Source organism: Dyadobacter sp. LHD-138 (assembly GCF_030929615.1).
GTDB lineage: Bacteria > Bacteroidota > Bacteroidia > Cytophagales > Spirosomataceae > Dyadobacter.
Genome location: NZ_JAVFVU010000004.1, coordinates 61220 through 75151, shown reverse-complemented (window position 1 = coordinate 75151; position 13932 = coordinate 61220). Strand labels below are relative to the sequence as shown.

10 protein-coding genes are annotated in these 13932 nt (G+C 44.0%); 6 read left to right on the top strand and 4 right to left on the bottom strand.

Annotated elements, in window-relative coordinates; translation table 11 throughout:
* Nucleotides 1-28 precede the first annotated feature (28 nt).
* From RB622_RS03110 to RB622_RS03085, 6 genes are all read left to right on the top strand, one after another.
* Nucleotides 29-715 (top strand): response regulator transcription factor, encoded by a 687-nt coding sequence (locus RB622_RS03110; protein WP_308045044.1) that lies wholly within the window; start codon nucleotides 29-31, stop codon nucleotides 713-715.
* Nucleotides 716-757: 42 nt separating this feature from the next.
* A complete protein-coding gene (locus RB622_RS03105; protein WP_308045043.1) occupies nucleotides 758-2125 on the top strand; it encodes a HAMP domain-containing sensor histidine kinase in 1368 nt (455 codons plus the stop codon).
* Nucleotides 2126-2206: 81 nt separating this feature from the next.
* Nucleotides 2207-3454, top strand: a complete 1248-nt coding sequence (locus tag RB622_RS03100; RefSeq protein WP_308045042.1) for a TolC family protein — start codon at nucleotides 2207-2209, stop codon at nucleotides 3452-3454.
* 33 nt (nucleotides 3455-3487) lie between these two features.
* A complete protein-coding gene (locus RB622_RS03095; protein ID WP_308045041.1) occupies nucleotides 3488-4627 on the top strand; it encodes an efflux RND transporter periplasmic adaptor subunit in 1140 nt (379 codons plus the stop codon).
* Between the two features lie 146 nt (nucleotides 4628-4773).
* Nucleotides 4774-7878, top strand: a complete 3105-nt coding sequence (locus RB622_RS03090) for a CusA/CzcA family heavy metal efflux RND transporter (protein WP_308045040.1) — start codon at nucleotides 4774-4776, stop codon at nucleotides 7876-7878.
* Nucleotides 7879-8082: 204 nt separating this feature from the next.
* Nucleotides 8083-8595 carry a hypothetical protein gene (locus RB622_RS03085; protein WP_308045039.1) on the top strand — a complete coding sequence of 171 codons (513 nt, stop codon included), beginning with the start codon at nucleotides 8083-8085 and terminating at the stop codon, nucleotides 8593-8595.
* A 37-nt stretch (nucleotides 8596-8632) separates the two neighbouring features.
* Here the strand turns inward: RB622_RS03085 and RB622_RS03080 are convergent, their stop codons facing one another.
* From RB622_RS03080 to RB622_RS03065, 4 genes are all read right to left on the bottom strand, one after another.
* Entirely contained in the window at nucleotides 8633-9361 is a 729-nt protein-coding gene (locus tag RB622_RS03080) for a type II CAAX prenyl endopeptidase Rce1 family protein (RefSeq protein ID WP_308045038.1), read from the bottom strand.
* Nucleotides 9362-9477: 116 nt separating this feature from the next.
* Nucleotides 9478-10905, bottom strand: a complete 1428-nt coding sequence (locus tag RB622_RS03075; RefSeq protein WP_308045037.1) for an ATP-binding protein — start codon at nucleotides 10903-10905, stop codon at nucleotides 9478-9480.
* Between the two features lie 78 nt (nucleotides 10906-10983).
* On the bottom strand, nucleotides 10984-12477 hold the full coding sequence (locus RB622_RS03070; RefSeq protein WP_308045036.1) for an ATP-binding protein: 1494 nt from the start codon (nucleotides 12475-12477) through the stop codon (nucleotides 10984-10986).
* Nucleotides 12478-12481: 4 nt separating this feature from the next.
* The gene (locus tag RB622_RS03065) at nucleotides 12482-13930 is read right to left on the bottom strand and encodes a sigma-54 dependent transcriptional regulator (RefSeq protein WP_308045035.1); all 1449 of its coding nucleotides are present in this window, start codon (nucleotides 13928-13930) and stop codon (nucleotides 12482-12484) included.
* Nucleotides 13931-13932: the final 2 nt, after the last annotated feature.

Genomic DNA, 13932 nt, shown 5'->3' with positions numbered 1-13932 from the left:
TAATTTTAAAGAAACGACCTGACCATACATGAAAACCATACTGATTGTCGAAGATGACAGGCGTATTGCCCAGAATATTTACCGCGGACTGCATGCCGAAGATTTTGAAGCGGAAATCGCTTATGATGGCATTACGGGTAAAAATCTGGCATTGAGTAAAAAGTTTGACCTTGTTTTGCTCGATGTAAACCTTCCCGGCCTGAAAGGTTATGATGTTTGCCAGCAGATCAGGGTTTACAAACCCTCTCTGCCCATCATCATGCTGACGGCCTATGGCGAGGTGGAAGATAAGGTGGAGGGATTGAATAAGGGCGCCAATGATTATATCGTGAAACCTTTTGATTTCCGCGAATTAATGGCCCGGATCAACGCAGCCTTACGGGTTTCTGAACTTAACAATCCTGAAACCGAAAACAAGACGCTTCGCATTGCCGATCTGGAACTGAATGTGGGAACGAAGGAAGTGATCCGGGCCGGAAAATCCATCGAGCTTACGGCCAAGGAATTTGCATTACTCGAATATTTCCTGCTTCATCGTGGACGCGTGGTTTCCAAAATGGATCTGGCAGAACACGTGTGGCACCTGAATTTTGATCCGGGGACAAACGTTGTGGAGGTGTATATCAATTATTTACGAAAAAAAATAGACAAGGATTTTTCCACAAAACTAATCCACACCCGGCCCGGTCTGGGATATATTATGAAAGAAGAATAACATTCTTCTTATTGTGCTGTATTTTAAGAAATATCATTTCCCGTGAAAATAAAAGACCGAATCGCTCTTCAGTTCACCCTGATGGTTGCTGTAATATTGTTGTTATTTTCTGTCTCAATTTACAGTATATCAGCGCAATACCGGCAGGAGGAATTTTATGACCGGTTAAAAAGCAAGGCACAGACCACCTGCCGACTTCTGGTCAAGGTAAAGGGAATTGACAAAGACCTGCTCAGAACCATCGACATGAACACGCTCACGGAAATGTTCGACGAAAAGGTACTGATTTTCAACATGAAAGATGAGCTCGTTTATTCCAGTGTCGATGATAAACTGATCACCTATCACAAAGAGTTATTGGGGCAGGTCAGGCATCATAAGGAAATGGAATTTTTGCAGGATCAGAGCGAAACCATTGGCCTGCTCTACGAAGAGGGTGACGAACCGCTGGTGGTGCTGGCATCCGCTTTTGATAAATTCGGCAGGAGCAAATTACAGAATCTTCTGCAAACGCTGGCCTGGGGATTTGTCGGCGGGATTGGATTAACTATTGCTTTGGGAATATATTTTGCCAGTAATTCCTTAAAACCGATCAGTGCGATCAATCACCAGGTTTCTCAGATTACCGCGCATAATCTGGAACAAAAACTGGACGAGGGAAACCGGAAAGATGAGATTGCGCAGCTGGCCATCAACTTCAATACCGTTCTCGACCGTTTGAACAAGGCTTTTGAACAGCAGAAAAGTTTTGTTTCGCACGCTTCTCACGAACTCCGAACGCCACTGGCCGCGTTGAAATCTGAAATACAGCTGGGACAGCGTTTTGCCAAAAATAACCCTGATCTGGAAGAAATTTTCGAAAACCTTTTTTCGGATACCGAGCGTCTGATCAGCATCACCAATAACCTGCTTTTCCTGGCCCGTTCCATTGAAAATATGGGTAATATGAAGTTCACGCCCGTACGGGTGGAAGACATTGCTTTTATGGCAAAAGAAGAAATTCTGTCCTCATTTCCCAACTATACGATCTTCATCGACTATATCACCATACCTGAAAACGAAAATGATACCATCATTGCCGGGAACGAAGAGTTATTAAAACGGGTGCTCCTGAATCTGATTGACAATGCCTGTAAATACTCCGAAAATCATACCGCACGGGTTCTGTTTGAAACAAATGAAACAGATTGTATAGTCAAAATTATCGATGAAGGCGTTGGTATCAGCCAGGAAGACCTGCCCTATCTTTTTGACCCGTTTTACCGGTCGTCGCACACCAGCGAGGTTCCAGGTTTTGGGATCGGACTTTCCATTTGCCAGCGGATCGTTGATCTGCACCATGGGAGTATTTCCGTACAAAGTGAATTGGGTAAAGGAAGTGCGTTTCAGGTCAAATTAAGGCACATTTAGCATTCTAATTTTTTTCTAAGGTTATTCTAAGCCTCCTGTAATACCCGGTAACGAATATCGCATCTCTCTAACAATGCGTATATGCGAACCTACGTCACCGGCTTTTTACTGTTATTATCCGTTCATTTACATGCCCAGGACACCCTGCGGCTTACCATCCGGCAAGCGGATAGTATTTTCCTGCACCATAACCTGCAACTGTTAGCTGAAAAGTATCAGATCGACATTTCCAAATCCCAGGAAATTCAGGACAAATTATGGGCTAATCCCACGCTTGGTGTAGAAATAAGTGCTTACAACCCATCAAGGGGTGCTTTCGATGTGGGCCGTCAGGGACAAAAAGCCATCACCATCCAACAGCTGATCACCCGCGCCGGCAAAAGGAATAAACGTGTTGCGCTGGATGTTGAGTCGACCCGCAAAACCGAGTTTCAGTTTTACGACCTGATCAGGACTTTAAAATTTGAACTTCGGGAAATTTTCTTCGAATCGTATTTTCTGAATCAGACAATTGCCTTGTACGATACACAGATTGCCACGCTCCATACCACCGTTGTCGCTTTCGATAAGGAGTATAACCGTAAAAATATTTCGCTAAAAGAAGTGGTTCGGTTAAAGGCGCTCCTTTTCCAGCTCACCAACGACCGTGCCGATATTCTATTTGAATTATCAGAAAATCAGCGCGACCTGAAAACGCTTTTAAATTCGGAGAATCCCGTTAAATCGGTTGTCGACAGCACCGACATCAGCCGTTATCAGCTTAAAAACTATAATCTCGCCATCTTAAAAGATCGGGCCCTGCAAAGCCGCTCCGATTTGAAAGTTGCCGAATCCGAAACCAAACAATCAGAACTAAATTATACGCTTCAAAAAGCGCTGGCCGTGCCCGACATCCAGATCGGAGGTATTTATGACCAGTCGAGTAATTACGTAAGCAACTATTTTGGGCTTAACCTCTCCATGGACCTCCCCATTTTTAACAGAAACCAGGGAAACATCAAAGCCGCCAAAAGTAGCATCAGCTATTTCAAAACGGCAGAAATGGCCAAACAGGTCAGCATTAACAACGAAGTCGATGCCGCTTTGCAAAAAGTTGTTGTTGCTGAAAAAGCGTACAAAAGCGTGGAAAATCATTTCACCGACCAGTTCGAATTATTAAGCAAAGGTTTCTATGAAAACTTTCAGAAACGGAATATCACCCTTTTGGAATTTATCGACTTCATTGAAACCTACAACGAAAGCATCAGGGAGTTCAACCGGTTACAAGCCGACCGGATCAAGGTATATGAAGAGCTCAATTTTGTAGTTGGCGAAGAGCTTTTTAATTAATCAAAACGAAATTCAATTCTTACATACATCCGGATGAAAGCTGAAACAAAGCAATTCGATCAATCATTTTATCGCAACGAGGCTGGTAAAAACCTGTTATACCTCTGCTCACTGGCATTCGTGAGCCTGTGGCTGTCTTCCTGTACCAAAACAGAAGAAAAACAGGACGAAGCCAAGGCATTTATGCTTTCGGATACCATGATGAACAGGATAACCCTTGACACGGTAAAAACTGAAACCGTTAAAAACGAATTAACGCTCGTCGGAAAAGTCGTACCTGACGAAAACCAGGTGATAAAAGTCTTTCCGCTTGTGGGTGGAAATGTGGAAGATGTGGATGTGGAACTGGGAGATAATGTGCGCAAAGGCCAAAAACTGGCAACCATCCGATCGGGTGAAGTTGCCGATTTTGAGCGTCAGTTAATCCAGGCGCAGTCTGATCTTCTGATCGCTCAGAAAAATCTTTCTTCTACCGAAGATCTTTACGAAAGTAAACTGGTTCCCGAGCGCGACGCGATCACGGCCAGACAAATGGTGGATAAAGCCAAAGCAGAAGTAAACCGGGTGAAGGAAATTTTCTCGATTTACGGTCTGGGAAACTCTACAAATTATACCGTTAAATCGCCGATCAACGGGTTTATTATTGCCAAAAATGTAAACCGCGGCATGCAGCTTCGTTCGGATAACTCTGAAAGTTTATTTACCGTAGGGCAAATTGCCGACGTATGGGTGATGGCCAATGTCAACGAAAGCGATATTCCGAGAATCAAGTTGGGCATGACTGCCAATGTGCAGACGATTAGCTTCCCGGACGAAATATTCAAAGGGAAAGTTGACAAAATATACAACGTCCTCGATCCAGAATCCAAAGCGATGCAGATCCGTATCCAGTTGCAGAATGTGGGGATGAAACTAAAACCTGAAATGCACGCGACGGTTAACCTCAACTTTGATGAAGGCGGCGAAATGCATGCCATTCCATCCCAATCCATCATTTTCGACCGGAGTAAAAACTGGGTCATGGTGTTTCACAGCCGCTCACAAATCGAGACCCGTCCCGTTGAAGTATACCGGAGCCTGGCCAACCGCGCATACATCAAAACCGGCTTAAAAGACGGCGAAAGAGTTATTTCAAAAAACCAGCTACTTGTTTACGATGCGTTGAATGATTGAATCGATGATAGAATTTTGATTGATAGAATGATAGAGTAAACGGCAAAAAAAGCATTGTCTATCATTCCATCATGCCATCATTCCACCATTCTCTCACTCCGCAGCGACGGACCGCCATCATTCTATCATTCAAAATTCATTTTATCATGAATAAATTTATCAGGGGAATTGTTGGTTTTTCCCTTAAAAACAGGTTCTTCATTTTCTTCATGACCGGGCTGCTCATTGTCGCCGGGGTGATGAGTTATAAGGAAACACCGCTGGAAGCATTCCCGGATGTTACCAATACCCAGATCATTATTGTAACCCAATGGAACGGTCGGAGCGCCGAAGAAATCGAACGGTTCGTGACCGTGCCGATTGAGGTGGCGATGAATTCCGTGCAGCAAAAAACGAATGTACGAAGTACCACCATGTTTGGGCTCAGTATTATCAAGATCATTTTTGATGATACCGTTGAAGACTTTTTCGCCCGGCAACAAGTCAATAACCTGCTCCGGAATATATCATTGCCCGAGGGTGTGGAACCCGACGTCCAGCCTCCCTACGGCCCGACCGGTGAGATTTTCCGTTTCACCCTGAAAAGCGCCGACCGCGACAGCCGCGAATTACTGACGCTTCACAACTGGGTTATCGACAGGCAGCTGCGCAGTATTCCCGGGGTCGCCGATGTTGTCGCTTTTGGTGGCCGGCAGAAAATCTATGAAGTGCAGGTTAATCCTACCAAACTTGTAAAATACAATATCACGCCACTGGAAGTTTATCAGGCTGTCACAAAAAGCAATGTCAATGTAGGCGGTGATGTTATTGAAAAAAATGGCCAGGCTTATGTGGTGCGCGGAATTGGTCTGCTGAATTCCATCCCCGACATTGAAAATATTATTGTAGAATATGTCAAGGATTATCCCGTTCTGGTTAAGGATGTGGCCGTAGTAAAAGAATCGGATATGCCACGTGTCGGGCAGGTCGGTCTCGACGACAATGATGATGTCGTTGAGGGAATTGTCGTGCAACGAAAAGGCGAAAACCCAAGTGAGGTATTGGCGCGTATCAAGGACAAGGTTGCAGAACTGAATACCAAAATCCTGCCGCCCGACGTAAAAATGGTAACGTTTTACGACCGCGATAATCTGATCGAATTTTGTGCACATACCGTAAAACACAACCTGATCGAAGGGATCGTGTTTGTGACCGTGATCGTTTTCCTTTTCATGGCCGACTGGCGAACCACCATCATCGTATCAATCATTATTCCGCTTGCCCTGCTGTTTGCGTTCATGTGTTTAAAACTCAAAGGCATGTCGGCGAACCTGCTATCGATGGGGGCGATTGACTTCGGAATCATCATTGACGGCGCCGTCGTCATGGTGGAAGGGATATTTGTGGCACTCGATCATCTTGCCCATAAAAACGGGATGGATCGTTACAATAAACTTTCCAAATTAGGTCTGATCAAGAAAACCGGTGGCGAGTTGGGAAAAGCCATTTTTTTCTCGAAGCTGATCATCATCATGGCACTTATCCCTATTTTCAGCTTCCAGAAAGTAGAAGGTAAAATGTTTACACCGCTGGCCTATACACTGGGTTTTGCCTTATTGGGTGCTTTGCTTTACACGCTTACCCTGGTTCCGGTTTTGTGTTCGTTTCTGTTGAATAAAAACGTTCGTGAAAAGAGTAACCCAATCGTAAGATTCTTTGACAGGATTGTCAGTGGCGGTTTTGAATGGTGTTATGCGCGAAAAAAACTCAGCGTTATTTTTGCTTTTGCCTTTCTTTCAGTCAGTTTATTTTCTGCCAAATTTTTAGGGACGGAATTTCTTCCCACGCTAAACGAAGGTGCATTATGGGTAGAGGCAAAACTTCCAATGAGTAGCTCGCTGACCGAAACGATTAAAATGGTACACACCCTGCGTGCCAAGCTGAATGAATTCCCGGAAGTAAACGGGGTGTTATCACAAACGGGGCGTTCCAATGATGGGACCGATCCATCCGGATTTTACTATGTTCAGATGCAGGTTAACCTGAAACCAAAAGATGAATGGAAACGAAAAATCAGCCAGGACGACCTGATCGAAGAAATGGACGCCAAGCTGAAACAATTCCAGGGTATCAACTACAATTATTCACAACCCATTATTGATAACGTGGCCGAGGCCGTCGCCGGTATGAATGCGAGTAATGCAGTGAAAATTTATGGGGATGATCTGGAAACGCTGAATGCAAAAGCCAATCAGGTTTTGGAAGCGATTAAAGATGTTCCGGGAATTAAGGACGTCGGTATTTTGAGAAATATCGGTCAGCCGGAAATCAGTGTGATCCTGCACGACCACAAAATGGCGCAATACGGCGTCAGCACCGCCGATGTGCAGGCAGTTATCGAAATGGCCATTGGCGGAAAAACCGCTTCGATACTTTATGAAGGCGAACGGAAGTTTGATATACGTTTGCGCTACGAACAACAATACCGCCGCGATGTAACTGATATCCAGCAACTGATGGCACCCACTTTAACAGGCGGAAAAATACCTTTGAAAGAGATTTCGTCCATCCGGATGGTGACCGGCCCCGCCTTTGTATACCGTGATAACAACAAACGTTTTATCGGTGTTAAATTCTCCGTTCGTGAGCGCGACCTGGGAAGTACCATTGCCGACGCACAAAGCCGGGTTAAGCCTTTGTTAAAATCACTGCCAAAGGGTTATTCCGTAAACTGGTCCGGTGAATTTGAAAACCAGGTTCGGGCCACGGCGCGTTTGGGGCAAGTGGTGCCAATCAGTTTAATCGGGATATTTATTCTGTTGTTCATCATGTTCAGCAATGCCAAAGATGCAGGTTTGGTGTTGGTTAACGTTCCTTTTGCATTGATCGGTGGAATTCTGGCTTTGCATGTGACGCATATGAATTTTGGGATCTCGGCCGGTGTAGGTTTTATTGCGCTCTTCGGTCTATGCGTTCAGAATGGTGTTATTCTTATTTCCGTTTTCAATAAAAATCTAGCAGCCCACATGCCTCTTGACGATGCCATCCGCGAAGGTGTCAAATCAAGGATCAGACCGGTAGTCATGACCGCACTCATGGCTGCCATTGGGCTGCTCCCGGCTGCAACTTCAACCGGTATCGGATCGGAGACTCAAAAGCCACTGGCGATTGTCGTGATCGGCGGACTGATTACGGCCACTATTCTAACTTTATTGATCTTCCCGATCATCTACGGCTTCTTTAACCGAAGAAAACGGATAACAGCCTCATAACGACTAAATTCACCCAGTCCCCGCTCCGATTAAAAACGTAGCGGGGATTTTTTGTTCAATACATTCTTCGTTAAAATTCGCCGAACCATCGATAAATTTGATCACTCCATCGAATTTTTTCGTTACGCATTAAACATCTTTCAATTTATCCTGTCATAACATCACAAAAGTGCAGGAATTTATAACATTAAAACATCAGCAATCATGAAAAAGGTAATGCTCGCAATATGGGTAGTTCTGGGTGTTTCCACAACACAGGAATCAAAAGCCCAGGTGAATATAAGTATCAACATTGGCAGCCAGCCGGCCTGGGGTCCCACCGGATATAACCACGTAGATTTCTACTACCTGCCAGACATCAATGCCTACTTCGATGTAACCAGAGCACAATATGTTTATCTGAATGGGCCAAGATGGGTTTATGTTTCGTCTCTGCCGGCACGCTACCGCAGTTATGATATTTACAATTCCTATAAAGTGGTGATTAACGAGCCAAGACCGTTTGTTCACAACAATATCCATATTTCGAAATATGCCCGCTATAAAGGAAATCATAGCCAGCATATCATCCGCGACAGTCGTGACGACCGATATTCACACAACAACGGAAACCGACGTTATGAAAAACCAGGCAACGGACCTAAATCAGGTTATGCAAAAAATCATAAAAAAGACAAAGACTGGAAACATGACAACAAGGGTCATGGCAAGCACTAAGTAAAAATCCCGGGGCAACATCCCGGGATTTTTTCATTCAGCCCAGCATTGCATGTATCGCAAAAGGCATAAAATTATTTGCAGCATGCAGCAATACCGCATAAAGGATTCCATATTTGAGTCGGATGTATCCGAACATAAAACCACCAGCAATTTGTGGCAACGTAAGTATCGGAGCTAACAAAAAAACAGTAAGACTATTCTCAAAATTCGTAACATGGAGGAAGCCGAAACTGATAACGGAAAGATAAAATATCAACTTGAAGTGTAATGACCAAAATTTTGTCAGCCTGTCATCAATCGCCGGATTGCTCTGTAAAATGCTGTATACAATGGCTATAAAAATTAACACCAAGCCAATACGCAGCGACAACGGGTTATCCTCTCCAAATATTCCCCTGCCCTTTATCAGGATGCCGGGAAAAATATAGAAACAAAAACCGGCAGTAACAGCAAAGTTCAGTTTTGAATAGCGGAGACAAACCCGGAATAACATTTCTTCAACAAACGGCGCTATCAGGCAAATGACAACAAACTGATAAATCAATTTCTGATTTTCCGGAAGATGGCCTAGGAGATTTACCGGACGCTCCATTTTAATCAAATTAAAAAAGCCGAATGATAAACCAACACCCGTAATTCCTAGAAAAATGGTTAGGAAATAAATCCATAAAAATCCCGCAAACCGTTCACGGAGACTGTACCGGTTTTTGATCAGTTTTCCTTTTACCAGAAGATATCCCAACTCAGCAATGATCAATTTCATTGTCGAACAACATTATAGCGTGTGCATTTCTGTTGTTTGACCAGACCAAGTGCTTTTGGTCACGAAAATGACAGGAAATAATTTGAGCAATAATTTATGTAATGACTGACAATAAACTATTTACCAGAAAAACTCACGGTAAAGGTTGTTCCGGCTCCCACTTCCGACTGTACATCGATACGTCCGTGGTGCATATGCAGGATGTTAAGCGTTGTTGCAAGCCCTAAACCCATCCCGTTTTTCTTCCCTGTAAAATAGGGTTCAAAAACCTTATCCATATTTTCTTCGCTAATCCCCGATCCGTTGTCTGCAAAAATCACTTGCAGCGAATCCGATTGAAGCCTGGTTGTGATCCTGAGAATCCCCCTATCCTCCTGCATGGCTTCGATAGCGTTGGTAATCAGGTTTAAAAACGCCATATGCAACGAAACCGAATCGAGTGGGATTACAAAATCTTCCTCTGCATAAGACTTTACAATCTGAATCCTTTTTAGCTGCATCCGGTCAAGGGCGGTCGTGATTGCCTCGTCCAGCACCCCGTGAATGGATGTTTCGATCAGATTCACTTCGGTTGAACTGGACGGCTGAAGCAACTGCGTGATGAGGTCATTGATACGCATGCAGTTTCGCTTGATGATCTGCGTATAAAATTTGAGGTCCTCATCGGCAAGCTCCATTTCCAGCTGTTCCGCAGATAAATTTACATTGGTAAGCGGATTACGAACCTCATGTGCGAGCATACGTACCAGTCGGCTTGTCACAGCAAGTTTTTCCGAAAATAAACGCTCTCTTTCCGACTGCTTTCTGGCGGTAATGTCATGCAAACGGCCCTGAACATAGGGACTATCCTCATCCATTTCCATCGACGCCGAGAACACACAGAACTTTTTCTCCCCATCCGCCGTCACCAGCTTTACCTCAAAATCCTGAATAACTCTGTCCTGAATACCGTTCCACACCAACCCGAAAAGTGGATCATCCATGATTTCCAGAATATTTTTCCCTTTTAATTCTTTGGGTAAATAACCGGTTAATGTGCAGGCAGTCGCATTGAAATCTGTAATCGTTCCTTCAAGATCACTGATAAATAAAAAGTCGTTTGACTCCTCAAAAACCCTCCGGTAACGTCTTTCACTGTGGCGCAGCGCCTTTAAAACAGAAGTACGTTCCAGCGCATACCGGATAGTACGTTCCAGTTTTTCCGAATCCAGTTCATTTTTAATCAGATAGTCAACCGCGCCAAGTCTTAAGGCCTCTACTGCAATTTTGGTATCTCCTTTCCCAGTGAGCAGAATCATCGGCTCTTCGCATTCCATTGTACTCGCTTCCTCGATCAGGTCGATTCCGTTGCGTTCGCCAAGCAGGTAGTCGAAAAAGTAAAGATCAAATTTCTTATTCTGAATGGCGTGAATCGCCTCCCGATAGGTAGCACACCAGGTAATATCAAATTTCCAGTTGATCAGATCACCAAAATATTCCCTGGTCAGGAAGTAGTCATCTTCATCATCATCAACCAAAAGCACGCTTATTACTTTGCTATTCATTATTGTTCAGCATTGGAAAACTTAGATCCATCGTGTCAGCCCCACCTGAGGTGTGCGACTGGTACAAGGTTATTAAAATTAATTCTGACTAACAGGAAGAATAACTTCAAAAGTTGCACCTTCATCGGGTACGCCAAAAGCCTCGATAATCCCCTGATGTCCCTCCACTACTTTCTTACAAACGGAAAGCCCGATACCAGCGCCTTCATATTCCGACCGGCCTCTGAGGCGCTGGAAAATTGTGAAAATTCTGGCAGCGTTTTCATTCGAAAATCCGATACCATTGTCCTTCAGCGTAATACTGATATACCGTTTGTCGGTCATTAATTTTCGCCTCTGGATTTCCGCTAAAGGCACTTCTGATAGCCGCAGCGAGATTACAGGATCCACGCCCGGCTGGGTAAATTTCAGAGAATTGGATATTAAATTGATAAACAGCTGAGAAATTTGTGTCGGATTTGCCTCGATAACCGGCAACTCATCTAAGTCGAGTGTGGCTTTATTCTGCTGAATGGTAACTTCCAGATCGCTCAGTGTGCTTTTTAAAACTTCGTTAAGATCCGTTGGCTCAAATACTTTGGATGAACTGGCAACCCTTGAAAATTCCAGAAGGTTATTGATCATTTTCTGCATCCGGCGCGTGGCACTCAGAATACGATTAAGATACTGACTCTGTTCATCGTTTAAAATGTCCTTCGTCTTGGTTTCCAGCCGCTCGCCAAAAGAAACAATTTTCCGCAGCGGCTCCTGTAAATCATGGGAAGCAATATAGGCAAACTGTTCAAGTTCGGCATTGGATGTGTTCAGGTCACTGACCTTCTGTTCAAGTTCCCGCTGGATCTCACGGAGTGTCGATACGTTAAACGCGGTGCCTATAGATATGATATGCCCGGTAATTTCATCGATAGTATTATGACCACGCACATACAGATATTTTTCATGACCTCCTTCCGCAATAACCCTGAATTCCAGAATGTATGTATCCGTGTACGACAATACATTTTTGAATTTTCCCGTGATCATTTCAAGATCATCAGGGTGGATATTCTTCTTAAAAAAGCTACTGTCAAGTTTCGAAAATGAGGCATCTTCCGGTTTATACCCCATCAGGCGGTACATCCCTTCTGTCCATTCGTATGTGGAATTGTTGATATCCCAGATCCAGCTGCCGAATTCCATCGTTTCCTCTGCTTCACTGGATAATTTCATGAGGTGTGACAATCTGAATTCTGCCTGTTTTTCCGCGGTAATATCTGTGATCGTATAGAGACAGCTATTTGTGTTTAATTCAGATTTTACAATTCGGCACCATAAACCGGTCTTCTCAGACTGGTACGCTATCGTTCCAAGAGATTCCAAGGTCTGACAATCAAACTGCTCGCCATAAACCGACAACAATGTCTGTCCAACCGGATCCGCTATTCCTGTCATTTTTTGTGCTGCCCTATTGGCAAAAACACAGTTACTCCCACCAGCACCCGGACTGACATCAGCGGAACTGCAAATGATAAATCCGGTTGCTGATGCATTTAATACCTCTTCAAATGAAAAAAGACACAACTGATTTTCCAATTTCTTAAATATCAAATTGTTTCATTTTGTTATATAGGGTTTTACGGTCGATGTTCAATAAACGCGCTGCCTTGCTTTTATTGAAATTCACATCCCGCAAAACCTGCATAATCATATCATACTCGGCTTCATTGGCAACGGTCTTTAAACTTGGCTTAGCATCTTCACCGTCCACAGATTCCTGAGCAGCAACCGTTGGCACTACGGGCAGGGCGACTTCGTCGTCCAGATCTTTTAATTTACTGTAATTGACGATTTCAAACGGAAGCGATTTTTCTTCGATCAAATCACCGTCTGACAATAACGTCGCGCGTTTGATCACGTTTTTGAGTTCACGTAAATTTCCGGGCCACGAATAATTGACGAAATCCTTCATCACTTCATCGGAAAAGCCTTTCACATCTTTGTTCAGCTCTCCGTTGGTTGTTTCCAGGAAAGTATTGGCAAAAAGTAAAAGATCATCCTTTCTGTTCCTTAATGCCGGGACTTCAATCGTAAATTCATTGAAACGGTAATAAAGGTCTTCGCGAAATTTACCATTTCTGGCCGAATCCAGTAACCTTTCGTTACTCGCTACAATAATCCGGACGTCCAGCTCTATTTCCTTATTCCCGCCAATCCGGCGCATCCTGCGTTCCTGTACCACACGCAGCAAAGCAACCTGTATTTCATAGGATAAGTTTGACACCTCATCCAGGAACAAAGTACCTCCATTCGCCATTTCAAAATGACCGATTTTGGTTTGCAACGCACCCGTAAACGATCCTTTTTCGTGGCCAAAAAGCTCGCTTCCGGCAAGTTCTTTCGAAATTGCCCCACAATCCATTGCCACAAAGGGCATGTCTTTTCTCTTTGACCTGTTATGAATTTCATGCGCGATCGCTTCTTTTCCAGAACCGCTTTCGCCATAAATAATCACACTGAAATTGGTAGGTGCAACAAGGTCAACCTGGCGAAATAGGTTATCCGCCACCTCACTCTGCCCCATCACATAACCCGCCTGCATTTTATGTGATATTTTGCGGACAGGTTTAACAGCAGTGGTTTCGGCCACGCCTGAAATAAATTCAGTTTCACCGGATTTATCAGATTCCGCATCAGCCAATGCTTTTTTGACTGTTACTAATATTTCATCCGGGAAAAGCGGTTTCGTAATATAATCGTAGGCACCAAGTTTCATCACATGCACGGCGACCTTAATGTCAGAATAGCCCGTAATGATCAAAACAGGCACATGCGGCCGTTTGGTTTTAATAGCATTCAGCAACTCGGTACCGGTAATATCGCCCAGGCGAAAATCGGTCATCACCAGGTCAGGTTCGAAAGATTCTATTAATGCAAGCCCTTCTTTTCCTGTCTGGGCCGTTTCAACTATGAATTCATTCTTGGATAAAAATCTTTTCAACAGGAAGCAAATATCCGCTTCATCATCAACCACCAATACTTTTTTCATGT

Coding starts and splice junctions, on each gene's coding strand:
- RB622_RS03110 (WP_308045044.1), top strand. CDS start 29: ATGAAAACCATACTGATTGTCGAAGATGACAGGCGTATTGCCCAGAAT.
- RB622_RS03100 (WP_308045042.1), top strand. CDS start 2,207: ATGCGAACCTACGTCACCGGCTTTTTACTGTTATTATCCGTTCATTTA.
- RB622_RS03095 (WP_308045041.1), top strand. CDS start 3,488: ATGAAAGCTGAAACAAAGCAATTCGATCAATCATTTTATCGCAACGAG.
- RB622_RS03090 (WP_308045040.1), top strand. CDS start 4,774: ATGAATAAATTTATCAGGGGAATTGTTGGTTTTTCCCTTAAAAACAGG.
- RB622_RS03085 (WP_308045039.1), top strand. CDS start 8,083: ATGAAAAAGGTAATGCTCGCAATATGGGTAGTTCTGGGTGTTTCCACA.
- RB622_RS03080 (WP_308045038.1), bottom strand. CDS start 9,361: ATGAAATTGATCATTGCTGAGTTGGGATATCTTCTGGTAAAAGGAAAA.
- RB622_RS03075 (WP_308045037.1), bottom strand. CDS start 10,905: ATGAATAGCAAAGTAATAAGCGTGCTTTTGGTTGATGATGATGAAGAT.
- RB622_RS03065 (WP_308045035.1), bottom strand. CDS start 13,930: ATGAAAAAAGTATTGGTGGTTGATGATGAAGCGGATATTTGCTTCCTG.